Annotated in this window: 18 protein-coding genes and 2 tRNA genes; 11 read left to right on the forward strand and 9 right to left on the reverse strand. The window is 70.7% G+C overall.

Annotated features, from left to right (window positions below; genetic code table 11):
- Positions 1–205: 205 nt before the first annotated feature.
- Positions 206–279 (reverse strand) — tRNA-Lys (locus tag ACGFZA_RS31355).
- Positions 280–463: 184 nt separating this feature from the next.
- Between ACGFZA_RS31355 and ACGFZA_RS31360 the strand changes: the two genes are divergently transcribed.
- From ACGFZA_RS31360 to ACGFZA_RS31375, 4 genes are all read left to right on the forward strand, one after another.
- Complete coding sequence (locus tag ACGFZA_RS31360; RefSeq protein ID WP_393683532.1) at positions 464–1,849, forward strand: peptidoglycan-binding protein; 1,386 nt, start codon at positions 464–466, stop codon at positions 1,847–1,849.
- 25 nt (positions 1,850–1,874) lie between these two features.
- Positions 1,875–4,172 (forward strand): SPFH domain-containing protein, encoded by a 2,298-nt coding sequence (locus ACGFZA_RS31365; RefSeq protein ID WP_393683534.1) that lies wholly within the window; start codon positions 1,875–1,877, stop codon positions 4,170–4,172.
- Between the two features lie 158 nt (positions 4,173–4,330).
- Positions 4,331–4,921, forward strand: coding sequence for a lytic polysaccharide monooxygenase (locus ACGFZA_RS31370; RefSeq protein WP_385278396.1), 591 nt, complete (start codon positions 4,331–4,333; stop codon positions 4,919–4,921).
- 26 nt (positions 4,922–4,947) lie between these two features.
- Positions 4,948–6,624, forward strand: a complete 1,677-nt coding sequence (locus ACGFZA_RS31375) for an AMP-binding protein (protein WP_393683536.1) — start codon at positions 4,948–4,950, stop codon at positions 6,622–6,624.
- On the opposite strand, the gene ACGFZA_RS31380 is transcribed toward ACGFZA_RS31375, so the two are convergent.
- Together ACGFZA_RS31380 and ACGFZA_RS31385 are read right to left on the reverse strand one after the other, a co-directional pair.
- Positions 6,604–8,106 (reverse strand): MFS transporter, encoded by a 1,503-nt coding sequence (locus ACGFZA_RS31380; protein ID WP_393683538.1) that lies wholly within the window; start codon positions 8,104–8,106, stop codon positions 6,604–6,606. The genes ACGFZA_RS31375 and ACGFZA_RS31380 overlap by 21 nt on opposite strands.
- A gap of 130 nt (positions 8,107–8,236) precedes the next feature.
- Positions 8,237–8,310, reverse strand: a tRNA-Lys gene (locus tag ACGFZA_RS31385).
- 242 nt (positions 8,311–8,552) lie between these two features.
- Here ACGFZA_RS31385 and ACGFZA_RS31390 point away from each other — a divergent pair.
- The 7 genes from ACGFZA_RS31390 (at position 8,553) to ACGFZA_RS31420 (ending at position 17,920) form a co-directional block, all read left to right on the forward strand.
- Positions 8,553–9,065, forward strand: coding sequence for a hypothetical protein (locus ACGFZA_RS31390; protein WP_385278390.1), 513 nt, complete (start codon positions 8,553–8,555; stop codon positions 9,063–9,065).
- A 134-nt stretch (positions 9,066–9,199) separates the two neighbouring features.
- Positions 9,200–10,210, forward strand: a complete 1,011-nt coding sequence (locus ACGFZA_RS31395; RefSeq protein ID WP_385278388.1) for a LacI family DNA-binding transcriptional regulator — start codon at positions 9,200–9,202, stop codon at positions 10,208–10,210.
- 143 nt (positions 10,211–10,353) lie between these two features.
- A complete protein-coding gene (locus ACGFZA_RS31400; RefSeq protein WP_393683541.1) occupies positions 10,354–11,727 on the forward strand; it encodes an extracellular solute-binding protein in 1,374 nt (457 codons plus the stop codon).
- A 2-nt stretch (positions 11,728–11,729) separates the two neighbouring features.
- Positions 11,730–12,728, forward strand: coding sequence for a carbohydrate ABC transporter permease (locus tag ACGFZA_RS31405; RefSeq protein WP_393683543.1), 999 nt, complete (start codon positions 11,730–11,732; stop codon positions 12,726–12,728).
- A gap of 11 nt (positions 12,729–12,739) precedes the next feature.
- The gene (locus tag ACGFZA_RS31410; RefSeq protein WP_393683545.1) at positions 12,740–13,627 is read left to right on the forward strand and encodes a carbohydrate ABC transporter permease; all 888 of its coding nucleotides are present in this window, start codon (positions 12,740–12,742) and stop codon (positions 13,625–13,627) included.
- Positions 13,628–13,699: 72 nt separating this feature from the next.
- Positions 13,700–16,234, forward strand: coding sequence for a CBM35 domain-containing protein (locus ACGFZA_RS31415; RefSeq protein ID WP_393683547.1), 2,535 nt, complete (start codon positions 13,700–13,702; stop codon positions 16,232–16,234).
- A gap of 72 nt (positions 16,235–16,306) precedes the next feature.
- Positions 16,307–17,920: a glycoside hydrolase family 13 protein gene (locus ACGFZA_RS31420; RefSeq protein ID WP_393683549.1), complete on the forward strand. Its 1,614-nt coding sequence runs from the start codon at positions 16,307–16,309 to the stop codon at positions 17,918–17,920.
- Between the two features lie 180 nt (positions 17,921–18,100).
- Here the strand turns inward: ACGFZA_RS31420 and ACGFZA_RS31425 are convergent, their stop codons facing one another.
- The 6 genes from ACGFZA_RS31425 to ACGFZA_RS31450 all read right to left on the reverse strand — a co-directional run bounded on the left by ACGFZA_RS31425 (position 18,101) and on the right by ACGFZA_RS31450 (position 23,380).
- Positions 18,101–18,859, reverse strand: coding sequence for an IclR family transcriptional regulator (locus ACGFZA_RS31425; protein ID WP_385278377.1), 759 nt, complete (start codon positions 18,857–18,859; stop codon positions 18,101–18,103).
- Positions 18,860–19,025: 166 nt separating this feature from the next.
- A complete protein-coding gene (ehuA, locus tag ACGFZA_RS31430; protein WP_393683551.1) occupies positions 19,026–19,877 on the reverse strand; it encodes an ectoine/hydroxyectoine ABC transporter ATP-binding protein EhuA in 852 nt (283 codons plus the stop codon).
- A complete protein-coding gene (ehuD, locus tag ACGFZA_RS31435) occupies positions 19,867–20,511 on the reverse strand; it encodes an ectoine/hydroxyectoine ABC transporter permease subunit EhuD (RefSeq protein ID WP_385278373.1) in 645 nt (214 codons plus the stop codon). The genes ehuA and ehuD overlap by 11 nt, the downstream gene beginning before the upstream one ends.
- The gene (gene ehuC / locus ACGFZA_RS31440) at positions 20,508–21,242 is read right to left on the reverse strand and encodes an ectoine/hydroxyectoine ABC transporter permease subunit EhuC (RefSeq protein WP_393683553.1); all 735 of its coding nucleotides are present in this window, start codon (positions 21,240–21,242) and stop codon (positions 20,508–20,510) included. Before ehuC ends, ehuD begins: the two co-directional genes overlap by 4 nt.
- 19 nt (positions 21,243–21,261) lie before the next feature.
- A complete protein-coding gene (ehuB, locus tag ACGFZA_RS31445; RefSeq protein WP_393683556.1) occupies positions 21,262–22,164 on the reverse strand; it encodes an ectoine/hydroxyectoine ABC transporter substrate-binding protein EhuB in 903 nt (300 codons plus the stop codon).
- 256 nt (positions 22,165–22,420) lie between these two features.
- Positions 22,421–23,380 carry a D-2-hydroxyacid dehydrogenase gene (locus tag ACGFZA_RS31450; protein WP_393683558.1) on the reverse strand — a complete coding sequence of 320 codons (960 nt, stop codon included), beginning with the start codon at positions 23,378–23,380 and terminating at the stop codon, positions 22,421–22,423.
- Positions 23,381–23,419: the final 39 nt, after the last annotated feature.

Here is a 23,419-nt window from a genome sequence, read left to right on the forward strand (position 1 = left end):
GCGTATGAGGGGGTGCGCCGCGAGCCGCCGCGCCCTCGACCGGCCGGCCGGTGGCTGCCCGTCGGGCGCGTGTGCGCTGTGCGTGAGCAAATAATTCGCCCCGGTGACGCCCGTGCGGGGTGGTCGGGGAGGCGGAACGGGTCGGCGGGGTGCACGGGAACGAACAAGGCCCCCTCACGCGTGGTGAGGGGGCCTTGACTCTGCGTGCGCCGCCAGGGACTCGAACCCCGGACCCGCTGATTAAGAGTCAGCTGCTCTAACCAACTGAGCTAGCGGCGCCTGCTGACCTGGAAAACTCTACCCGATCTCCAGCCGTGCTCCTGACCATTTCCCTTCCATCTCGGCCTGTCGGATGGTCGTTTTTTCTCTTCTGTCCGTCAAAATGCGATATGTCAGCAGAGTTGAGACACTGACGCCCGTACAGATGCGCCTGAAGATCTTGACGAGTGCGGAGGGGAATCGCATGACTGTGCCGGCCTTCAAGGAGTACGTACCCGCCATCGACTGCACCTGTGCGGGATGCGCCGTGCAGAGGCGCACGGCAGCCGCGGGACTGCCGACGCGAGACGGAGGGCATCCGGCCGCGCACGGCGCGCGGCGCGCGATGGTGCTGGTCACCGCTGCGGGAGTGGTGCTCAGCGCCGGTCTCGCCGAGGCCGCGGGCGCGGCGGCCGACCCGGCCCCGGCGACGGACCCGGGCCGGGCGGCGGACGCGGCCTCGGTGAACGGTGCGCCTGCGGTGACCGGTGCGGTGTCCGGCAGTGCGGAGGACGGGCCGGTCGAACCGGGGGCGGACAGTCCGCAGGGCGGACCCGGTCCGTTGCAGGGCGCGGGCGCCTCGGGGCCGCCGGCGTCCCAGGCGGGCGCGCCCGCGCTGCGCCAGACCACCCGGGCCGACATCATCAACCGCGCGAAGAAGTGGGTCTCCGCTCAGGTCCCGTACAGCATGGAGAAGTACTGGTCGGACGGATACCGCCAGGACTGCTCCGGCTATGTGTCGATGGCCTGGAACCTGACCGGCAACGAATGGACCGGCAGCCTCGCCACGTACGGCACGCGCATCGCGCGGGAGGAACTCCAGCCCGGCGACATCCTGCTCTTCCACAACCCGGCCGACCCCTCGAAGGGCTCGCACGTCACGATCTTCGGCGGCTGGACCGACTACACGCACACCCATTACACGGCGTACGAGCAGACCAAGCCGCACACCCGCAAGCAGACGACGCCCATGGCGTACTGGACCAACTCGGGCAGCTACGTCGCCTACCGGTACAAGGGGCTGACGAGCGGGTCCGGCGGCAGCGACTCGACGAAGACCCTGTTCCCGGGTGCCGGGAAGTTCGGCGCCGGCGCGAACAACGCCTACGTCACCCGCCTCGGCAGGATGCTCGTCGACCGGGGCGGCAAGCGCTTCTACAAGGTCGGGCCCGGCCCCGTCTGGGGCAGCGCCGACCGGCTGGCGACCCAGGCGTTCCAGAAGGCCCAGGGCTGGAAGGGCAAGGAGGCCGACGGTCTCCCCGGGCCCGACACCTGGCGCCTGCTGGAGAACGGAACCGGCCACGACATCCCCGCCGCGGGCGGCACGGCCGGGCGGGACGGCTCCACGTCGGTCCCGGCCTTCCCCGGGCGGGGCTATTTCAGGCCGGGTCAGTCCAACAGCCATGTCGACAAGCTCGGCAAACAGTTGGTGAAGAAGGGATACGGCAAGTACTACCTGTCGGGCCCCAGCCCTCGGTGGACCGAGGCGGACCGACGCAATGTCGAGGCCTTCCAGAAGGCCCAGGGCTGGCGGGGCACGGAAGCCGACGGCTATCCGGGTCCGGAGACCTGGCGGCGACTCTTCGCGTGACACGACGCACATGACGGAGGCGGGAATGCGATCCACGGTGTCGGACAGCTCCGGGAACCCGGAGAACCGGGAGAACCCGGAGTACGGGGAGGAGAGGTACGGGGCGGTCCCGGTACGGGAATGGGTGGGGCCGGACGGAGCGGGGCGGGTCACCGACGCCTGGGCCGAGGCGGGGGAGCGGGCGGCGGCCGGGGAGGCACCGCAGATGCCGGCCCCGGCCGGGTTCGACGGGGTGGTGGGTTCCGGCGGGTCGGCCGGGCCCGGTGGGTTCGACGGGGCCGACGGCTTCGGCCGGCCGGCCGGGTCCGGCTCGCCCTTCGCGTCCGCCCCGTCCGCGGTGTCCGCCGCGTCCGGATCGGACGCCTGGTCCGCCCCCGGGCCGGCGGGTGCGCTCGCGCCGGCCGGCCCGGATCCCGTGTACCCGGCCGGTGCGGATCCCGGTCCGGAGGCCGTGCCGAGGACGCCCGCGCCCGATCCCGCCGGGGTCCCCGGTCCCTTCGCGGTGACGGGGTCCGGGGCGGACTCCGTCGTCGACCTCGTGCTCGACCTGGTGCCGGGGGAGGACGAACGCGCGGGCTCCGCCTTCGGCGCGACCTCGGCCTCGGTGTCGGTCCCGGCGGCCCCGGGCTCCGTGCCGACGGCCGTCCCGGGTGCGGAACCGGCGGCGAGCGATCCGGTGCCGAGGACCGCGGGCCCCGGCCCGGTGTACCGGAAGGCCGACGAACGCGTCGCCGGTGGCCCGCAGCCGCGCGACGCCCGGCCGAACGCCGTGGACCTGCTGCCCGTTCCCGCACCGGAGGCCGGTGCCTCGGCCGCCGGTGATCCGGTGGACGGCGGGCCTGCCTCGGCCGTCGAGGCCGCAGTGCTCGTCATGGCGGGCGCCGGGTCGGCGACGTACGGGCCCGGAGCCACCGCTCCCGATGTCCGCGACGCCTCTGCTCCTGATGTCCGCGACGCCTCCGCCACCGACCCCCGCGACATCTCTGCCACCGATCCCCGCGACGCCTCCGCGGCCGCTCCCGGCCGGGGCGGCGCACCGCACACCGCGCCCGCGCCGGGGCTCGCCCCCGACTCCCTCTCCCTGACGTTCACCGGCGAGGACACCGGCGAATTCCGGACCGGCGCCCGCGAGGACACCGGCGAATTCCGGACCGACCCCCGCGAGGACACCGCTGAACTCCGCCCCGACGTGCGGTGGGACACCGGCCGGCACCAGGCGGTCATCGCCAACGAGCGCACGGCTTCCATCCCCGTGCACCTGCTCTTCCGGGAGGAGGCCGAGACCGGGGCGGACGCCACGGCGCTGCCCGTCACCGTCGTACGCAGGGCACCCGGGGGCGAGCAGCCGGCCGGTGTCCGGCGGCCGCCGGTGCCGAGGTCTCCGCAGGTACAGCCCTCGACCCGGCCCGCACCGGTCGCCGATCCGCGGCTGCACGAGCGGCCGGGACCGGCGCTGCCCGGCTGGGTCGCGGTGCTCACCGCGGCCTGCGGGACCGCCGCCGCCGGTGGAGTCCTGTGGTGGGCCGGGGCGGTGCCGGCCCGGGTGCTGTCGCGGATCGGGGTCGGTCCGCGACCGTACGACGGACTCGGTACGGGGGCCTGGGCGGCGCTCGCACTGCTGGCGACCGTGGTCCTCTTCGCGATCGGCGGTCTGAGCCGGGGCCGGGTCGGGTACACCTGGGTGCTCACGCTCTTCGGCCGGTACCGGGGCACCGTGCGGCGGACCGGGCTGATGTGGATCAGCCCGCTGCTGCTGCGGCGCCGGGTCGACGTACGGCTGCGGCACTGGCGCAGTGAGCCGCTGCCCGCGATGGACGCCAACGGCACCGCGCTGCGGGTCGTCGTCCTCGTCGTGTGGCGGGTCGAGGACACCGTCCGGGCGACGCTGGGGGTCGAGGACCACGAGGAGTACCTGCGCGAGCAGGTCGAGGCGGCCATGGCGCGGGTCCTGTCCCAGCTGCCCGCCGACGCCTTCCACGAGGACGCGCACACCCTGCGCAACGCCGAGGCGGTAGGCGACGCGCTGACGCGGATGCTGAAGGCGGACTGCGAGCCGGTCGGCATCGAGGTGTACTCGGCGCAGCCGACCGGAATCGAGTACGCGCCGGAGGTGGCGGCGGCCATGCAGCGGCGCCGGATCGCCGCGATCGACGCCAAGCACCGCGACAGCGTGCTGACTTCGGTGGTGGACGCCGTGGACGACACCGTCAACCGGCTGACCGCCCGGGGCCTCGTGGAGCTCGACGACTACGAACGCAAGTCCCTGGTCAAGGACTTGACGGTGGCCTTCTACACCGGCCGCAGTGGTGGGGACAGCGCCTGAGACGTTCTGCCCGGCACCTCGGAGGCAACCGGAATCCGGCTCTCATTGGTCTGGACATGTTCATGCTGCGTCAATAATCTAGGTCTTGGTCTAGACCGCACAACACGCGCGTAGCAGTGCTCATGGAACCTCCCCCACGTCTCCGAGGAGCGGCAGCAATGCGTAAGAAGACAGGCGCGGCCCTGGTCGGCCTTGCGGTAGCGGGCGTCTCGATGTTCGCGACCAGCAGTGCCAGCAGCCACGGCTATACGGACAACCCCATCAGCCGTCAGAAGCTCTGCGCCAACGGCACGGTGACGAACTGCGGCAACATCCAGTGGGAGCCGCAGAGCGTCGAGGGCCCCAAGGGCTTCCCGGCGGCGGGTCCCGCCGACGGCGCCATCTGCTCCGGCGGCCACGGCGAGTTCGCCCAGCTCGACGACCCGCGCGGCGGCAACTGGCCCGCCACCAAGGTCACCGCGGGCCAGGGCTTCAGCTTCCGCTGGCAGTTCACCGCCCGGCACGCCACGACCGACTTCCGCTACTACATCACCAAGAACGGCTGGGACCCCACCAAGCCGCTCAAGAGGTCCGACCTGGAGTCCCAGCCCTTCATGACGGTGCCGTACGGCAACCAGCAGCCGCCGTCGACCCTGACCCAGCAGGGCACCATCCCCACCCAGAAGACCGGGAAGCACATCATCCTGAGCGTCTGGAACATCGCCGACACGGCCAACGCGTTCTACTCGTGCTCGGATGTTCAGTTCTGACGCCTGGTCGGTTACCGTGCGGCGCCATGGGGAGCGCAGGCACCGTCGCGGAGCTCGTACAGCGCCAATGGGGCGATCACCGGCCCGGGTTGAGACATGAGGGAACCGTCCTCAGTCATCACCAGGTCGCCTCGGGCGCTGCCGCACGGGCCGCGCTCCTGGCGGAACTGCTGCCGGCGGGCAGCGAACCGCACCTCGGGGTGCTGCTCGACAACACCCCCGAATTCCCGCTGTGGTTGAGCGCGGCGGCCCTGGCCGGGGCCGCCGTCGCGGGCATCAACCCCACGCGTCGCGGCGCCGAACTGGCCCGCGACATCCTGCACACCGAATGCCGGGTGCTGATCACCGAGCGCGCCCATCTGCCGTTGCTCGACGGCCTCGCGCTGCCGGGCGTACGGGTGCTGGTCACCGACACCGACGCCTACGCCGCACTCCTCGCCCCCTACGCCGGGGCGCGGCCCGGTGACACGGTCCTGCACCGGCCCGCTCCCGCGACCCGGATGCTCCTGTACTTCACCTCGGGATCCACCGGTGCCCCCAAGGCCGCGATCTGCACGCAGGGGCGCCTGGCGGCGGCGGGGCGCTCGCTCGTCGATCACTTCGGGATCCGGGGCGACGACGTCCACTACATCTGCATGCCCATGTTCCACGGCAACGCGGTGATCGCCGACTGGGCCCCCGCCCTGTCCGCCGGTGCCGCCGTCGCCCTGCGCCGCCGCTTCTCGGCCTCCGGCTTCCTCGCCGACGTACGCGCGCACGGCGCCACGTACTTCACCTACGTCGGCCGTGCCGTGCAGTATCTGCTGGCCACCCCCGAGCGCCCCGACGACCGCGAGCACCCGCTGCGCCTGGGCTTCGGCACCGAGGCCGGGGCGGTGGACGCGGCCCGCTTCCGGGAGCGGTTCGGGGTGCGGCTCGTCGAGGGGTACGGCTCCTCGGAGGGAGGTGCGGCGATCCAGCGGACCCCCGACACCCCGCCGGGTGCGATCGGCCGGGCGTCCGACCGCGACGACCTCGCGGTCGTCGACCCGTCGAGCGGCCGGGAGCGGGTGGCCGCGGTCTTCGGCCCCGGCGGAACCCTCCTCAACGGGGCCGCCGCGATAGGGGAGCTGGTCAACCGGGGCCGGACCCCTTTCGAGGGGTACTGGCGCAACGAGGCGGCGGACGCCGCCCGGTTGCGTGACGGCTGGTACTGGACCGGGGACCTCTTCTACCGCGACGCCGACGGCTTCCTCTACTTCGCGGGCCGTACGGAGGACCGGCTGCGCGTCGACAGTGAGAACCTGGCCGCCGCGATGATCGAGAACATCCTGGCCCGCTGGTCCGACGCGGCGGCCGTGGCGGTCTACGCGGTGCCCGACCCGGTCGCGGGGGACCAGGTCATGGCGGCGCTGGCACTGCGCGACGGGGTGCGGTTCGATCCGGACGCGTTCGCCGCCTTCCTCCGGGACCAGCCCGACCTGGGGACGAAGATGGCCCCCCGGTTCCTGCGCGTCGTCGAGTCGATGCCGGTGACCGCGACGAACAAGGTGCACCGGGTCGGACTGCGCCGCGAAGGTTTCTGGTCCGGGGGGCCGCTCTGGTGGAACGGGGACGGCGGAGGGTACGTACCGTTCGGTGACGGCCAACTCGCCCCGCTGGTACGGGAGTACGAGGAGCACGGGCGTCACGGCCTGCTGTCCTCACACGGCGGAGGGCTCTGAAGCCGCCGCCCGTCGCAGATGCGTCACCGCCAGGACCGCCCCCACCAGCAGGAGCAGCCCGCCGGCCACCGAGGCGTACTGCATGCTGTGCACGAAAGCGTCCCGCCCGACCGCGATCAGTGAGCCGTCGCCGGTGGACAGCGCCCCCGGCAGTGTCTTGCGGGCCGCCTCCGGGGCCGTGTCCGGCATGTCCGCGGTGTAGACCGCGGTCGCCACCGCACCCAGCAGGGCCATGCCCATCGCCCCGCCGAACTCCTGTCCCGTCTCCAGCAGGGAGGCCGCCGAACCCGCCTTCTCCGGCGGGCTGGTGGACATGGCCAGGTCCGAGACGAGTGCCATCACCGTGACGATTCCGCTGCTCATCACGGCCGAGCCGATGAGCAGGACGGCGAGGGAGTCCGTACCCGACAGGGCGAGGACACCGAAGCCCGCGGCCGCGATGAGGAAGCCGGCACAGATCACCCGGGCGCGCTCGGTCCGCTGGGCGATCGCGGTGGCCGCCGGTGCGGCCGCGCCCACCGCCAGCGACGGGGCCAGGCTCCACAGCGCGGCCTCCATCGTGCTCATCCCGAGCACCGACTGCAGGTACTGCGTGGTGAAGAAGGCCGAGCCCATCATGGCGAACGCGGCCAGCGCGTTCAGGCCGATCCCGGCGGCGAAGTGACGGTCGCGGAAGAGGTCCCGGCTGATCAGCGCGTCGGAGCGGCCGCGCTGACGCCGGACGAAGAACCGGCCGACGACGAGCCCGGCGACGATGAGGAGGCCGTTGCGCAGGCTCATCCCCTCGGCGGCCGTCTCCTTGACCCCGTAGACGACCGGGAGCACGGCGCCCATCGACAGGGGCACGCTGAGGAAGTCGAAGCGTCCCGGGTCCGGGTCCTTGAACTCCGGCACCAGGACGGGCACCAGGATCAGCAGCAGCACCATCGCCGGCACGTTGATCAGGAAGACCGAACCCCACCAGAAGTGCTCCAGCATGATGCCGCTGAGGACCGAGCCGAGCGCGATCCCGCCCGCCATGGCCCCGGACCAGATGCCGATGGCGCGGCCGCGCTGCTTCTCGTCGCGGAACATGTTCCGCACCAGGCCCATGGTCGAGGGCATCAGCGTCGCACCGCCGATCCCGAGCAGCGCCCGGGCCGCGATGAGCATCTCGGGGCTGGTGGCGTAGGCGGCGCCGACCGACGCCGTGCTGAAGGCGGCCGCGCCGAACAGCAGGAGCTTGCGGCGTCCGATCCGGTCGCCCAGCGAGCCCATCGTGATGAGGAGCCCGGCGAGCGCGAAGGCGTACACGTCGAAGATCCAGAGCTGCTGGGTGGCGCTGGGCGCGAGGTCCCGGTCGATGGACGGGATCGCGAAGAAGAGGACGGACACGTCCATCGAGACCAGGAGGAGAGGGAGGAGCAGGACCACGAAGGCGGTCCACTCCCGACGTCCGGCGAGCTCGCCGGGGGCGGTGGTGGTGCGCGAAGAGGTGGGCATGGAGAGGAATATACGAACGTCTTAAACGGTTGTCTAGTACGTCTGTGTAAAACATCCGTACAGTGTCGAGGGCGGCACAAAACACACGAGGCGGTCTCCGTTGAACGGAGACCGCCTCGTGTGCTGTCTGTGCGCCGCCAGGGACTCGAACCCCGGACCCGCTGATTAAGAGTCAGCTGCTCTAACCAACTGAGCTAGCGGCGCTTGCTGACTCGAAAATAATACCTGCTCTTCAGGGGTGCTGATGACGCGCGCCCGTGACCCCGCTGACCTGCCTCTTTGTGCCCCGTGCGGGACTGTGGCGCCAGTGCTGCCACGGCTGGCGCCAATTATGGCTCGCATTGGCACTATGAATGTGCCAATATGGCACCACGAAGAGATGAGCCCCCGGCTTCGCGGAGCGAAGGGCTCACCTCGCACCTGGTGGGCGATCGAGGGGACGGGTCATGGAGGCAGCACAGCGGCAGCAGCAGGTGGCGGCGTCGGGCGCCGTCGCCGCCTTCGCCCGCTTCGTGCTCTGCGGTGGCGGAGTGGGGGTCGCCTCCAGCTTCGCTGTGGCGGCCTCGGCCTCCGTGATCCCCTGGGCTCTGGCCAACGCCCTGGTCACTGTGGTCTCCACGCTCCTCGCCACCGAACTGCACGCCCGCTTCACCTTCGGATCGGGCGGGCGTGCGACCTGGCGTCAGCACGGGCAGTCGGCCGGCTCGGCAGCGGCGGCGTACGGGGTGACCTGTGTGGCGATGTTCGCGCTCCAGCGGTTGGTGGAAGCGCCGGGGGCCGTGCTGGAACAGGTCGTCTACCTGTCCGCCTCCGCACTCGCCGGCGTCGCGCGGTTCGCGGTGCTCCGCCTCGTCGTCTTCGCGCGGAACCGCTCGGTGCCCGCGGCCCGTCCCGCGCACGAGGTCGTGACCCGCGCCCTGCCGCCGGTCGATGCCGCGGAGCTCTGCCCGGCCGCCTGACCCCTCGGCGCGGGGTGCGGGGGAGTGCGTTTCCACCCCTCCGGCACCGCGTGTGGCCGGGCGGTCTTTCAGTGAAAGTCATTTTCTTTCGTAAGTGATCTTCCTTTTTGCGTGCGGCTTTGTAGGGTGAGCCCGTGACGAAACGACGACTCTCCCAGGTGGCCGAGTTCGCGGGTGTCAGCGAGGCGACGGTCAGCCGTGTCCTCAACGGCAGCCCGGACGTGGCGAGTGCGACCCGAGACGCGGTGCTGAGCGCCCTGGACGTGTGCGGCATCGAGCGGCCGCTGCGCTACCGCGCCCCCCGCGCCGCGCTGATCGGCCTGGTCGTGCCCGACCTGCAGAACCCGATCTTCTCCGCGTTCGCCGAGGCCCTGTGCGGGCTGCTCAACAAGCGTGGGCTGATACCCGTGCTGTGCACCCGCACCGCCGACGGAGTCTCCGAGGCGCACTACATCGAGATGCTGCTGGACCAGAACATCGGCGGGATCGTCTTCATCGGCGCGAGCTACGCCGACGCGGGTCCCGAGCACGGCCGGGCGCTGAGGGAGCGCAAAGTGCCGATGGTGCTGCTCAACGCCGCGGACGAGAACCTGGGCGTGGCCCAGGTCCGGGTGGACGACGCCCTGGCCGCCGAACAGGCGCTGACGCATCTGACCGCGCTGGGGCACGAGCGGATCGGGATGATCCTCGGGCCGCTCGGGCATGTTCCCTCCGCCCGGAAGCTGGCCGGGTTCGCGGGGTTCTGCAGCCGGCGCGGCGTCGCCCCGGACGACTGGCGGCGGCTGGTGGCGCATGCGCTGTTCACCATGGAGGGCGGCGCCACCGCGCTGCCCCGGCTGCTCGCCGAGGGGGTCACGGGCATCGTTTGCGCAAGTGACGCGCTGGCGCTCGGGGCGGTCCGCGGCGCCCGCCGCCACGGGCTCTCCGTACCGAAGGACCTCTCGGTCGTGGGCTTCGACGACTCCCCGTTCATGGTGGCCACCGAGCCCCCGCTGACGACGGCCAGGCAGCCCATCCAGGCCATGGCGACGGCCGCCGTCGCCGCGCTCATGGCGCAGATCGACGGCCACGCCAGTGCAAACGACCTGATGATGTTCGACACCGAGCTGATCGTCCGCGGCTCGACCGCCGCCCGCCCCCGTTGAGAACGGTGGCGTTACCTCCGAAGGTCAAGAACATTACTTTCTTGCGTTGATGCATTGACTTCTTGCGTAACCGCCTTCTACCTTCAGCGCAGCTCAAAGCGCCCGGGGTCCGACAGCCCCGTACCCAGGAAGGCACGATTCGCATGGATGGCTCGTCCGGCATCAGCAGACGCCAGCTTCTCGGCTCGGCGACGGCCGTCGCCCTGTCCCTCGCTCTCACGGCCTGCGGTGGTTCCGCGTCCTCGTCCTCCGGTGTGGACAAGAACGGCGTGGTCACGATCAGCGTCAACGGCATGCCGGCCAAGACCCAGCCGGTCGACCGCAAGAACTTCATGGAGGACGTCAAAGCCTTCGAGAAGAGCCACCCGAAGATCAGGATCGACGCCCGCGAGGGCCAGATGGACCCGAAGACCTTCGCCGCGAAGCTCGCGGGCGGTCAGCTGGAGGACGTCTACTACGTCTACTTCACCGACCCCGCCGGGCTGATCCAGCGCCGTCAGGCCGCCGACATCAGCAAGTACGTCGCCGACGTGCCGTTCTCCGAGGACATCGACCCGGCGCTGCTGAAGGTCTTCAAGGACGCCGACGGCAAGACGTACGGACTGCCCACCGGCAACTACTCGCTCGGGCTCCTCTACAACCGCGCCCTGTTCAAGAAGGCCGGGCTCGACCCCGACAAGCCGCCGGCCGACTGGGACGAGGTCCGCGCCGCCGCCAAGAAGATCAGCGCGCTCGGCGACGGCACGGTCGGATACGCCGACTACAGCAAGAACAACCAGGGCGGCTGGCACCTCACCTCGTGGATCTACTCCATGGGCGGCGATGTCGCGACGCGGCAGGACGGCAGGTGGAAGGCCGCCTTCGACAGCGACGCCGGGCGCAAGGCCCTCCAGGCCCTGCACGACATGCGCTGGACCGACAACAGCATGGGTACCCGCCAGCTGCTGGAGATAGCCGACGTCCAGAAGATGATGGGCGCCGGCAAGCTCGGGATGTACATGGCGGGACCGGACAACATCCCCACCATCGTCAAGCAGTTCGAGCGCAGTTACGACGACTACGGCCTGGCGGCCATGCCCGGCACGGCGACCCTCGGCGGCGGCGACGGCTTCATGTTCAACCCGAAGGCGTCCCCGGAGAAGATCAAGGCCGGCCTCGCGTGGGTGCAGTGGAAGTACCTGCGCAGCCCCGAGCGGGAGAACGTGGACAGCAAGCGGGCCAAGACGGACGGCGTGCCGATCGGGCTCCCGCAGCCCCGGCTGTTCGCCGGCGGGACCCAGGCCGAGATCGACCGGATCCACGCCAAGTACGCCAACACCCCGGTCGGCAACTACAAGCCGTTCGTCGACCGCAACGCCCAGGTGGAGACCAAGGTCGAGCCGCCCAACGCCCAGCAGCTCTACACCGTGCTCGACGGCGTCATGCAGTCCGTGCTGACCAAGAAGGACGCGGACATCGACCAGCTCCTCAAGGACGCGGCGAAGAAGGCCGACACCATCCTCGCCACGGTGAAGTGACGATGAACGTGTCGTCGCTCTCCTCCGCCCCGGCGAAGAGCACCGGCCACCCGGACGGGGACCCGGCAGCCGCCGGGGCCCCCGCCCCGGCCCGTACCACCGCCGCCCCCGCGGCCGGGCCGGGCAGCGCCCGGCTGCGCCGGGCGGTCCGCGAGAACCTGGTCGCGTACCTCTTCCTTGCCGCCGGTGTGCTCTGCTTCGCCCTGTTCTCCTGGTACCCGATCGTGCGCGGGGCGCTCCTCGGCTTCCAGCAAGTCACCTTCGCCGAACCCGCCCGGTGGGTCGGCCTGGACAACTTCCAGCGGCTGTTCGACGATCCGCTGTTCCTCACCGCGTGGAAGAACACCGGCTACTTCACCCTGCTCGCCCTGGTCTTCGGCTTCGCCGCCCCGTTCGCCACCGCCGTCGTCCTGAACGAGCTGCGCCACGGCCGCTCGTACCTGCGGATGACCGTGTACCTGCCGGTCATGCTGCCGCCGATCGTCACCATGCTGCTGTGGCGCTGGTTCTACGACCCCGGCCCCGGCCTGTTCAACAACGTCCTGGGGGTCTTCCACCTCCCCGCCCAGCAGTGGCTGGAGTCGGAGAACCTCGCGATGATCTCCCTGGTGCTCGTCTCCACCTGGGCCAACATGGGCACCACCACCCTCATCTACCTCGCGGCCCTCGGCGGCATCCCCGGCGAGCTCTACGAGGCGGCGGAGCTCGACGGAGCGTCCATCCGGCAGCGGCTGTGGCACGTCACGATCCCGCAGATGCGCTTCATCCTGATGATCACGCTGCTGCTCCAGGTCATCGGCACCATGCAGGTCTTCGTCGAACCCTTCGTGCTCACCGGCGGCGGCCCCGACGACGCCACCGTCACCGTGCTCCTGCTGCTCTACCGCTACGCCTTCGTCTACAACGACTTCGGCCTGGCCAGCGCCATGAGCACGCTGCTGTTCGTCGTGCTCGGACTCTTCGCGGGCGTCTATCTGCGCCTGACCCGGACGAAGGGCTGAGAGGACCACCCATGCCTGCCGAAACCCCCGTACGCACTTTGATCGCACCCGCTGAGATGAACCGCCGCACCGGACGGCTCCTCTACCGCTTCGTGCTGGTCCTCACCCTGATCGGTTTCACTCTCACCTTCGTCTTCCCGCTGTACTGGATGGCGACCGGCGCGATGAAGTCCTCCGCCGAGCTCGGCGATCCGCACCCCACGATGTTCCCGCAGAGCTGGCACCCCGAGAGCTACACGGACGCCTGGACCAACGTCGGACTGGGGCACTACTTCCTCAACACTCTGATCCTCGCCCTGGGCGCCTGGCTCACCCAGCTGCTCGTCGACGTCTCCGCCGCCTACGCGCTCTCCAAGCTGCGCCCGCTGCTGGGCAACGTGGTCCTCGGCATGATGCTGGCGACGCTGATGCTGCCGGTGTCCGCGCTGCTCGTGCCGACGTATCTGACCGTCGTGGACGTACCCCTCTTCCACATCAACCTGATCAACACCCCGTTCGCGATCTGGCTCCCCGCCGCCGCCAACGCCTTCAACATCTTCATCCTGAAGCGGTTCTTCGACCAGATCCCCGCCGAACTCCTCGACTCCGCACGGATCGACGGCGCCGGCACGCTCAGGGTCCTGGTCTCGGTGGTCCTGCCGCTGTCGCGGCCGGTGCTGGCCGTCGTCTCGATCTTCGCGGTCGTCGGCGTCTGGAAGGACTTCCTCTGGCCGATGCTCGTCCTGCCGGACGAGGCGAAGCAGCCGATCACCGTGGCCCTCAACCGACTGTCGGAGTTCATGCCCGCCAACCAGCTGCTGGCCGGCATGGCCATGGCCGCCGTGCCGCTGCTCGTCCTCTTCCTGATCTTCCAGCGCCACATCATCGCGGGCCTCACCGCGGGCAGCCTCAAGGGCTGACCCGCGGGGCCCCGCCGTGGTGCCGTCTCGGCACCACCCCGGGATTCCCCCACACAGGAAGGACACACAGCCGTGTCTCCTGCACCAAGAAAGCGCTCCCACAACCGCTCCCGCACCCTGCGGGCCGTGCTGCCGCTGCTCCTGTCGATGCTCGGAGCCCTGCTGTACGGGGCCACGGCCACCGCGCAGGCCGCCGGCACCGTGCTCGAAGCGGAGTCCGCACAGCTGTCCGGCGGAGCCGCCGTGTCGACCGAACACCCCGGCTACACGGGCAGCGGCTTCGTCGGCGGCTTCACCGACGCCCACAAGGGCGCCGCGTCGGTCTCGTTCGCCGTGCACTCCGAAGCGGCCGGTGCCGGGTCCCTGGCCCTCCGTTACGCCAACGGCACCACCGCCACCATGACGCTCAGCCTGTACGTCAACGGCGACCGGATCCGCCAGGTGAGCCTGCCCGCCACCGCGAACTGGGACACCTGGGCCACCCACGAGGAGGCGGTCGGCTACCGGGCCGGGGACAACACCGTCACCTGGACGTTCACCACGTCCGACAGCGGCAACGTCAACCTCGACCACGCCACCGCGGTCACCCCCACCACCCCCACGGACCCCGGTCCCACGACCCTGACCCACCAGGCCGAGGACGCCTTCGTCTCCGGCGGCGCGTCCAGGGCCACCACCGCCGCCGGCTACGAGGGCAGCGCCTACCTGGCCGGCCTCACCACCACCGGCGCCCGCGCGGTCTTCTCCGTCGACGCGCCCGAGGCAGCCACCTACCCGCTGACCGTCCGCTACCGCACCACGGACACCACCGCGGCCACCACCACGCTGCAGGCCAACGGCACGACCGTGCGCCGGCTCACCCTGCCCGGCACCGGCGGCGCCTGGGCGACCGCCGGCACCGACGTCCCGCTGCGCGCCGCACTCAACAGCCTCACCCTGCGCACGGCCTCCGGTGACAACGGCGGCTACCAGCTCGACGGCATCGCCGTCACCGGCTCCACCCCCGCCGCGACCCGCGGCGCCACCCTCCCGTACACCGCGTACGAGGCCGAGAGCGGCAGCACCGACGCCACCGTCATCGGCCCCGACCGCACCTACCTCACCGTCCCGTCCGAGGCCTCCGGCCGCAAGGCCGTCGTCCTCGACAGCACCGGCGAGTACGTGCAGTTCACCCTGACGAAGCCGGCCAACGCGCTGACCCTGCGCTACTCCCTGCCGGACAACGCGGCCGGCACCGGAACCGCGGCCACGCTCAGCGTCTACGCCGACGGCAGCGAGATCGAGGACCTGCCGCTCAGCTCGAAGTACAGCTGGGTGTACGGCGGCTACCCCTACAACAACGATCCCTCCCAGGGCTCCGGCCACCACTTCTTCGACGAGACCCGCACCCTGCTCGGCAAGGAGCTCCCGGCCGGCACCGTACTGAAGTTCCGGAAGGACTCCGGCGACACCGCCGCCTCCTACACCCTGGACCTCGTCGAGACCGAGAGCGTCCCGGCCGCGCTGACCATGCCCGCCACCGGATTCGTCTCCGCCACCACCCTCGGCGTCACGCCGGGCGACTCCACGGACGACACCTCGGCCCTCAACTCGGCCCTCGCCACGGCCACCTCGCAGGGCAAGGGGCTCTGGCTGCCCGCCGGCACGTACGACATCTCCGGGCACATCGACCTCGCCGGGGCCGACCTGCGCGGCGCCGGCCAGTGGTACACCGTGCTGCGCGGCAAGAACGGCAAGGGCGGCCTCTTCGGCCGCGGCGGCACCAGCAACGTGCAGGACCTGATGATCGCCGGTGACGTCTCCTACCGGGACGACGCCAACTTCGACGCGGCGGTCGAGGGCGACTTCGGCAACGGCTCGACCCTGCAGAACATCTGGATCGAGCACACCAAGGTCGGGCTCTGGACCGACGCCCCGACCACCGGCCTCCTCGCCACCGGGCTGCGCATCCGCGACACGTTCGCGGACGGCGTCAACCTCCACAAGGGCACGGCGGGGAGCGAGGTCACGCAGTCGAGCATCCGCAACACCGGCGACGACGGACTCGCGATGTTCTCCGAGTCGCAGGCGGTCACGGACAGCGCGTTCCGCTTCAACACCGTGCAGCTTCCGCTGCTCGCCAACACGGTCGGCATCTACGGCGGCCACGCCAACCGGGTCGAGGACAACCTCCTCGCCGACACGGTCACCGGCGCCTCCGGCATCGCGATCAGCAGCCGGTTCGCCCCCGTGCCGTTCAGCGGCACCACCGCCGTCCTGCGCAACACCCTGACGCGCACCGGCGGCTACGAGCCCAACTGGCAGAGCAGGCTCGGCGCGCTCTGGATCTACGCCGACTCCTCCGACATCACCGCACCCGTCCTCCTCCAGGACAACGACCTCCTCGACAGCACCTACAGCGGCCTGCTCATCAGCTGGCAGAAGAACGTCAGCTCCGTGACGGTCGACGGTCTGAAGATCGACAAGGCCGGCTCGTACGGCATCGAGATCAACTCCGCCGGTGCCGGAACGTTCTCCGGCACCACCGTCAGCGGCGCCACCGACGGCGGACTCTCCGCCGCGGGCGGCTTCACGATCACCCGGGGCTCCGGCAACACCGGCTGGTAGCCCCGTCCGGTGCGGGCGGCCGCCCCTGACTGCGGCCGCCCGCACCACCCCTTTACCGAACAAGGAGTCTCAGTGACCCACTGGTGGCGGCACGCCGCGATCTACCAGATCTACGTACGCAGCTTCGCGGACGGCAACGGGGACGGCACCGGCGACCTCGCCGGGGTCCGCAGCCGGCTGCCGTATCTGCGGGAACTCGGCGTGGACGCCCTGTGGTTCAACCCGTGGTACACCTCGCCGATGGCCGACGGCGGCTACGACGTGGCCGACTACCGCGACATCGACCCGCTCTTCGGCACCCTCGCCGAGGCCGAGCATCTGATCACCGAGGCGCACGGCCACGGGCTCCGGGTCCTCGTCGACCTCGTCCCCAACCACTGCTCCGACCAGCACGCGTGGTTCCGCGCCGCGCTGGCCGCGGGGCCCGGGGCGCCGGAGCGGGAGCGCTTCTGGTTCGTCCCCGGCCGGGGCGGGAGCGGTGAACTGCCGCCCAACGACTGGGTCTCCTACTTCGGCGGCAGCGCCTGGACGCGCGTCACCGAGGCGGACGGCAGCGCGGGACCCTGGTACCTGCACATGTTCGCCCCCGAACAGCCCGACCTGAACTGGGAACACCCGGAGGTGCGGGCCGAGTTCGAGGACATCCTGCGGTTCTGGCTGGACCGGGGCGTCGACGGCTTCCGGATCGACGTCGCGCACGGTCTGGCGAAGAAGCCCGGACTGCCCGACGTCGGACCCGACCCCGATGTCACCGACCTCCCGTACCAGGACTGCGACGAGGTCCACGACATCTACCGCTCCTGGCGCAAGATCCTCGACTCCTACGACGGCGACCGGACGTTCGTCGGCGAGGTCTGGCTGCCTGCCGCCGAACAGACGGCCCGCTATCTGCGCCCCGACGAGCTGCACTCCGCGTTCAACTTCGACTTCCTGTGCTGCCCGTGGGACGCGGCGGCCCTGCGCGGGGTCGTCGACTCCACGTTCGCGGGGCACGCACCGGTCGGTGCTCCCCCGACCTGGGTGCTGTCCAACCACGACACGATCCGCCACGTCACGCGGTACGGGCGCGAGGACACGTCGTTCGACATGGGCGACAAGCGGCTGCTCGACCCGAGCGACCCCGTGCTCGGCCGCCGCCGTGCGCGGGCGGCGGCGCTGCTCACGCTGTCCCTCCCGGGCGGGGTGTACGTGTACCAGGGCGACGAGCTCGGGCTGCCGGAGGTGCAGGACCTGCCGGACGCGCTGATCCAGGACCCGACGTTCGAGCGGTCGGGGGGTGTGGACCGGGGGCGCGACGGGTGCCGCATCCCGCTGCCGTGGCAGTCCGGCGGACCGTCGCTCGGCTTCTCCCCGTCCGGCGCGAAGGCCCCCTGGCTGCCGCAGCCGGCGGACTGGGCGGAGCTGAGCGCATCCGCGCAGGAGGCCGACCCGGACTCCTTCCTCACCCTCTACCGGGCCGCCCTGGCCCTGCGCCGAGAGCGGCTCACCCCGCTCGGGGAAACCCTGACCTGGGTGGACGCGGGGCGGGACACGGTCTGCTTCGACCGCGGGGATGCGTTCCGCTGCCTGGTCAACCTGGGCGATCCGGTGGCGCTCCCGCCGGATGCGAGGGTGCTGCTGGCCAGCGCGGAGCTGGACGAGCCGGGAGTGCTGCCGCGCGACACGGCGGTGTGGCTGGAGCGGTAGGAGGGCCCGGCCCGCGCCGGTCGCGCCGAGGAAGACGTCCTCGCTCGCCGGACGGGCCGTGTTCCGCCACCCGTCCGGCGAGCGAGGCCGGACGGCGTCGCGCAGCCGGTCCGGTCCGTCCCGTCCGAGCTGGTCAGGCCCGTCCGGCGAGCGAGGACGACGCGGGACGGGCCGGTCCGGCTACAGCGCCAGCGACAGGAGAACCGGCGCGGCCCGCCGGTTCAGCGTGTCCGCCGCCGCGCGCAGCCGGTGCGCGTGCTCGACCGGCAGGGACAGCGCCAGGCATCCCGCCGAGGACCCGGCCGTCAAGGGCACCGCGGCGCACACCGTGCCGACCGCGTACTCCTGGAGGTCGAGCACCGGTACCGTCGCCGGCTGGCTGTCCAGCTTGGAGAAGAGGACCTTCTCGCTCGTGATCGTCCGTGATGTCAGCCGGGCTATCTTGTGCCGCGAGAGGTGATCGCGCCGCCCGTTCTGGTCGAGCTGGGTCAGCAGGCACTTGCCGATCGCCGAGGCGTGCGCCGCCGACCGGAAGTCCACCCACTCGTTGACCGCGGGTGTCCGGGGACCGTCGGCGTACTGCGTGACGCGGATCTCGCCGTCCACGTACCGGCTGATGTAGACGGCGGCGCCCACCGAGTCCCGCAGCTGGACCAGCGTCTGCTGGAGCTTGGCCTCCAGAGCCTGCCGACGGGCCGCCCCGGAGCCGAGGAGCAGCAGCGAGGCGCCGGTGACATACGCGCCGTCGGTGATCTGCTCGACGTATCCCTCGCGGCGCAGCGTCAGCAGCAGGGAGGTGAGATGCCCGAGGGGCAGTCCCGTCTCCCGGGCGATCTGGGTGTCCTTCACACCGTTGCCGTGCTTGGAGACCGTTTCGAGAACACGAAGGGCGTACTGCACCGAATGGAACGGCGCGGTCGGTTCGGGCTTCAACGCCACGGTTTCCCCCTACCAGGTTGTGACCGCAAGCTTTGTCACCACGATAGCCGCCAAGAGGCCGTTCAGGGCCGGGTGTTGACTACTCGTCGGTGCGCCCCGGCCCCGCTAGCTGGGGCGCACCCGTCCGGCATATGCCAGAGTCAAGAGCGATCGACGGATGCCAAGGTCACAGCACCGCGTTGAGGAATTCGCGAGTACGTTCGTGTTCGGGATCGGAGAAGATTTTTTCCGGCGAACCCGACTCCACGACCCTCCCGGCATCGAACATCAGTACCTTCTCCGAGACGTCCCGGGCGAAGTTCATCTCGTGGGTCACGCAGAGCATGGTGATGTCGGTGTTCCTGGCGATGTCGCTCAGCAGCTCCAGCACCCCCGCCACCAGTTCCGGGTCGAGCGCGGACGTCACCTCGTCCAGGAGCAGGATCTCCGGCTCCATCGCCAGCGCCCGCGCGATCGCGACGCGCTGCTGCTGGCCGCCGGAGAGCTGGGACGGGTGCGCGTCGACCTTCCCGGAGAGACCGACGAGGTCGAGCAGCTCCCGGGCCCGGGTCTCCGCCTTGTCCCGGTCCATGCCGAGGACGTTCACGGGCGCCTCGGTGATGTTCTGCAGCACCTTCATGTTCGGGAAGAGGTTGAACTGCTGGAAGACCATCCCGATCTTCTTCCGCGCCTCGCGCAGGTGCTTCTCGGACGCCGGCTTCAGCGAGCCGTCCGGCGCCTGCATGTGCGACAGCGGATCGCCGTTGATCCGGATCACGCCGTCGCTGACCTTCTCCAGCGTCATCAGCAGCCGCAGGATCGTGGTCTTGCCCGAGCCGCTGGGCCCGATCAGGGTGACGTGCTCGCCGCGCTCGACCGAGAAGTCCAGCTGGTCGAGGACGACATGGTCGCCGTACCGCTTGACGACCTTGTCGAAGCGGACCAGCGGGTGTCCGGTGGCCCGGGTGGCCGGGATCGCGACGACGTCCTCGGGGGCCGTGGCCGCGGTCTTCTGCAGGGGGAGAGGTTCAGTGGCCAAGGCGCTTCTCCAGCTTTCTCATCAGGAGGGACGTGGGGTAGCTCGCGACCAGGAAGACCAGTCCGGCGAGTGTGAACACCTCGGTGTACACGAAGTGGTCACCCCCGTACTTACGGGCTTCGAAGACCATCTCCTGCACCGTGATCACGGCGAGGAACGGGGTCTCCTTGAACATCGAGATCGCGTAGTTCCCGAGTGCGGGCAGCACGTTGCGCACCGCCTGCGGCAGGATCACGGCCTGCCAGGTCCGCCGGGGTGTCATCGACAGGGCCCGGCAGGCCTCCCACTGCCCCTTCGGCACACCGTCGATCCCGGCGCGGTACACCTCCGAGGTGTACGTGGCGTAGTGGATGCCCAGCACCACGATGCCGATGGTCAGCGGCTCCACCGAGGTGAACAGCGCGGCCGCGCCCACCAGCTGGACCAGCAGCGGCGTGGAGCGGATGAACTCCATCACCACCTTCACGGGTACGGTCACGAACCGGGTGGGAGCCCGTCCGGCGACCGCGATCGCCAGCCCGAGCACCGCGGCGACGAGCGTCCCGAGCACCGTGGCGAGCAGGGTGACCTTGAAGCCCTGAAGGAGCAGGGGCAGTGCGTCCCCCGCCGCGTTCCAGTCGAATCCTTCGTTCACCGGGCACCTCCGGCAGCCGGGGCGGTCACGGCGCTTCGGGACTTCAGCAGGCTTCTCCCGCCGCTCGCCAGGCCGAGCCGCCGTTTGGCGGACCGCTCCAGCAGGTTCATCAGCAGGGTCAGCGCGTAGGCCAGCACGAAGTAGCAGACCAGCAGGGTCACGTACGCGGTGAGCGTCTCACCCGTACGGCTGCGCAGCTTCTCGATCGCGGTCATCAGGTCGGCCGCCGAGATCAGCCACAGCAGTGGTGTGCACTTCAGCAGCTGGATCAGGAGGTTGGTGAGGGAGGGGATCATCTGCACCCACGCCTGCGGAAGGATCACCTTGCGCATCCGGTGCACGGGCGTCATGTTCAGCGCGACCGCCGCCTCGTACTGGGCGCGCGGCACGGAGTTGATCGCCCCGCGTACCACTTCGGCGCCGTAAGCGCCGTAGTTGAGACCGAAGGCGATGACCCCGCAGAGCAGAGGCGTCAGTTCGTAACCCGTGAGGGGCGGCATCGCGTAGTAGAGCCAGAACAGCTGGACGTACAGCGAGGTGCCGCGGAAGAACTCCACGACCACGCGCGAGACGCCCCGCGAGACCAGCAACCGGCTGATCGACATCAGGCCGAGGACGAACGACAGGAGCAGGGCCAGCAGCGCGCCCAGGACGGTGGCCTGCAGGGTCACCCACATGCCCGAGCCCAGTCGTGGCAGATCGTCGGCGAAGGCGGAGAAGAAGTCACTCATGCGGCGGGCCCCGTCCCTGTCAGCCCTTGCACAGATCGGCCGTCTTCAGGGTGGCCGGCGGGAGCTCGGTGGCCCCGAAGCCGTAGTCCCGGAGCAGCTCGACATAGCGCGACTTGTCGGAGACGATCTTCTTCAGCTCGCGGTTGAAGGCGTCCCGCAGCTCCTCGTTGCCCTTGCGGAAGACGGCGCCGCCGGGGCTGTACTGCTTCACCCCGTCGAGCTCCGGCAGGAAGGCCTCGGTGACCTCGGTTTCCGGGTTGGTCTTCGCCAGCCAGCGCAGCGAGATGCCGGTCAGCAGGAAGGCGTCGACCCGGCCGCCCTTGACCGCGTCCGCTCCGTCCTGCGGCTTCTGCAGCGACTTGATCCGGTCCTTGGATATCCCCGCGCCCTCGGCGTACGAGCCCTCGACCGCACCCGCCATCACGCCGACGGTGATCCCGGCGGCCTTCGCGGACGCCAGGTCGGTGACCTTCTTCGGGTTGCCCTTCTTCACCATCAGCGCGGTCGGCGAGATGAACTCCGGCTCCGAGAAGAGGGCGTTGGCGCAGCGCTCCGGTGTGATCGCCATACCGGCGCTCACCACGTCGTACTTGGACGCCTGCAGTCCCGGAATGAGTCCGTCCCACTCGGAGAGGGTGGGGCGCAGCTCGTCCACGCCCAGCGCCTTGAAGATCTCCCGGTGCAGGGCGGGTGCCTCGCCCTTGAGCTCCTTGCCCTCCATGTAGCCGTACGGGGCCTCGTCGGCGTACGCGACCCGGACGAATCCCTGCTTGCGGAGCTTGGCGAGGGCGCCCTCGCCGTCCGCCGAATCGGCGCCGGTCTTGCTGCACGCGGTGAGCAGGCCGGGGACCACGAGCAGACCGCCCACGGCTGCCGATCGGTTGAGAAAGCCCCGGCGGGACAGGTTCGGGAAGTCAGCCATGGTTCGCAATCTCCTGAAGGGGTCGAACAGTCCGGACAGGGTTGACGCCTTCCCGATCCGGTACGTCTATGCAGGAGGAGGTGGCATGTAACCGAACGGTGGCCGGAGGGTGACCTTCCCGTGTCCGGATGCGGGCGGAGTGCGACGACTCGTGTGCGGGGCGTATGTCGTTGCGGAGTGCGGTGAATGACGGGGTGTTATCCGTGGATGTCCGTCATGGGGTGGCGAAGTGGGGCGCGGCAGGCCCGGATTGGGGTCACGCGTCCTGGTCCGTGCCCGGGATGTACCCGAGCCGCTTGTCCACCACGTTCGGCAACGGATCCCCGGCCGCCCACCGTTCGTACATCGCGACGAACTGCTCGCCCAGCCGGTCCCGCCAGCCCGCCACGTCACCGCTCATGTGCGGCGACACGATCAGGCCGGGGGCGTCCCACAGCGGGTCGTCCGGGCCGAGCGGCTCCCGCTCGAACACGTCGAGCGCCGCCCCCGCGATCCACCGCCTGCGCAACGCGTCGACGAGGTCGTGCTCGACCACCATCGGGCCGCGCCCCACGTTGACGAACACGGCCGAGGGCTGCATCAGCCCGAAGAACCGGCTGTCGAACATGCCCCGTGTCCGCGGGGTCAGAGGCGCCGCGCAGATCACCCAGTCGGCGCGGGCGGCCAGCCGGTCCAGGTCCCCGGCGCCGTGGATCGTGCGCCGGGCCGTGCGGCCCACCAGGGCCACCTCGACGCCGAGCGCCATCAGCAGCCGGGTGATCGCGCGCCCGACCGGACCGGCGCCGAGGACCACCGCGCGGGACCCGGCGACCCGGGCGGTCTCGCGGTGGCGCCATCGCCTGCGTCCCTGGAGCTCCAGGGTGCCGGGGAGGTCCTTGGCGAACGCCAGCACCAGGCCCGCCACGTACTCGGCCATCGGCTGCTCGAAGATCCCCCGCGCGTTGGTCACCACGGTGTCGCCGTCCACCAGCTCCGGGCAGAGCAGCCGGTCCACCCCCGCACTCGCCGTGTGCACCCAGGCGGGACGGGGCCCGCCGCCGGGCCAGGCGGCCCGTACCGCGTCCGAGGTGAAGTCCCAGACCAGCAGGACGTCCGCCCGGGGGAGCGCGTCCGCCAGACCGGCCCCGTCGGTGTGGCGCACCCGCACCCGGCCGGTCAGTGCCCCGAGGCGGGGCGGCGGATCGGCGTCCAGGACGAGCAGGACGGGCTCCGGCATGGGGGCGGTTCCTCCGCGTCGGCTGCATTCGGCTGAGGC

This window comes from Streptomyces sp. NPDC048211, from assembly GCF_043202315.1.
Lineage (GTDB): Bacteria > Actinomycetota > Actinomycetes > Streptomycetales > Streptomycetaceae > Streptomyces.

Coding starts and splice junctions, on each gene's coding strand:
- ACGFZA_RS31360 (WP_393683532.1), top strand. CDS start 464: ATGACTGTGCCGGCCTTCAAGGAGTACGTACCCGCCATCGACTGCACC.
- ACGFZA_RS31365 (WP_393683534.1), top strand. CDS start 1,875: ATGCGATCCACGGTGTCGGACAGCTCCGGGAACCCGGAGAACCGGGAG.
- ACGFZA_RS31370 (WP_385278396.1), top strand. CDS start 4,331: ATGCGTAAGAAGACAGGCGCGGCCCTGGTCGGCCTTGCGGTAGCGGGC.
- ACGFZA_RS31375 (WP_393683536.1), top strand. CDS start 4,948: ATGGGGAGCGCAGGCACCGTCGCGGAGCTCGTACAGCGCCAATGGGGC.
- ACGFZA_RS31380 (WP_393683538.1), bottom strand. CDS start 8,106: ATGCCCACCTCTTCGCGCACCACCACCGCCCCCGGCGAGCTCGCCGGA.
- ACGFZA_RS31390 (WP_385278390.1), top strand. CDS start 8,553: ATGGAGGCAGCACAGCGGCAGCAGCAGGTGGCGGCGTCGGGCGCCGTC.
- ACGFZA_RS31400 (WP_393683541.1), top strand. CDS start 10,354: ATGGATGGCTCGTCCGGCATCAGCAGACGCCAGCTTCTCGGCTCGGCG.
- ACGFZA_RS31405 (WP_393683543.1), top strand. CDS start 11,730: ATGAACGTGTCGTCGCTCTCCTCCGCCCCGGCGAAGAGCACCGGCCAC.
- ACGFZA_RS31410 (WP_393683545.1), top strand. CDS start 12,740: ATGCCTGCCGAAACCCCCGTACGCACTTTGATCGCACCCGCTGAGATG.
- ehuC (WP_393683553.1), bottom strand. CDS start 21,242: ATGAGTGACTTCTTCTCCGCCTTCGCCGACGATCTGCCACGACTGGGC.
- ehuB (WP_393683556.1), bottom strand. CDS start 22,164: ATGGCTGACTTCCCGAACCTGTCCCGCCGGGGCTTTCTCAACCGATCG.
- ACGFZA_RS31450 (WP_393683558.1), bottom strand. CDS start 23,380: ATGCCGGAGCCCGTCCTGCTCGTCCTGGACGCCGATCCGCCGCCCCGC.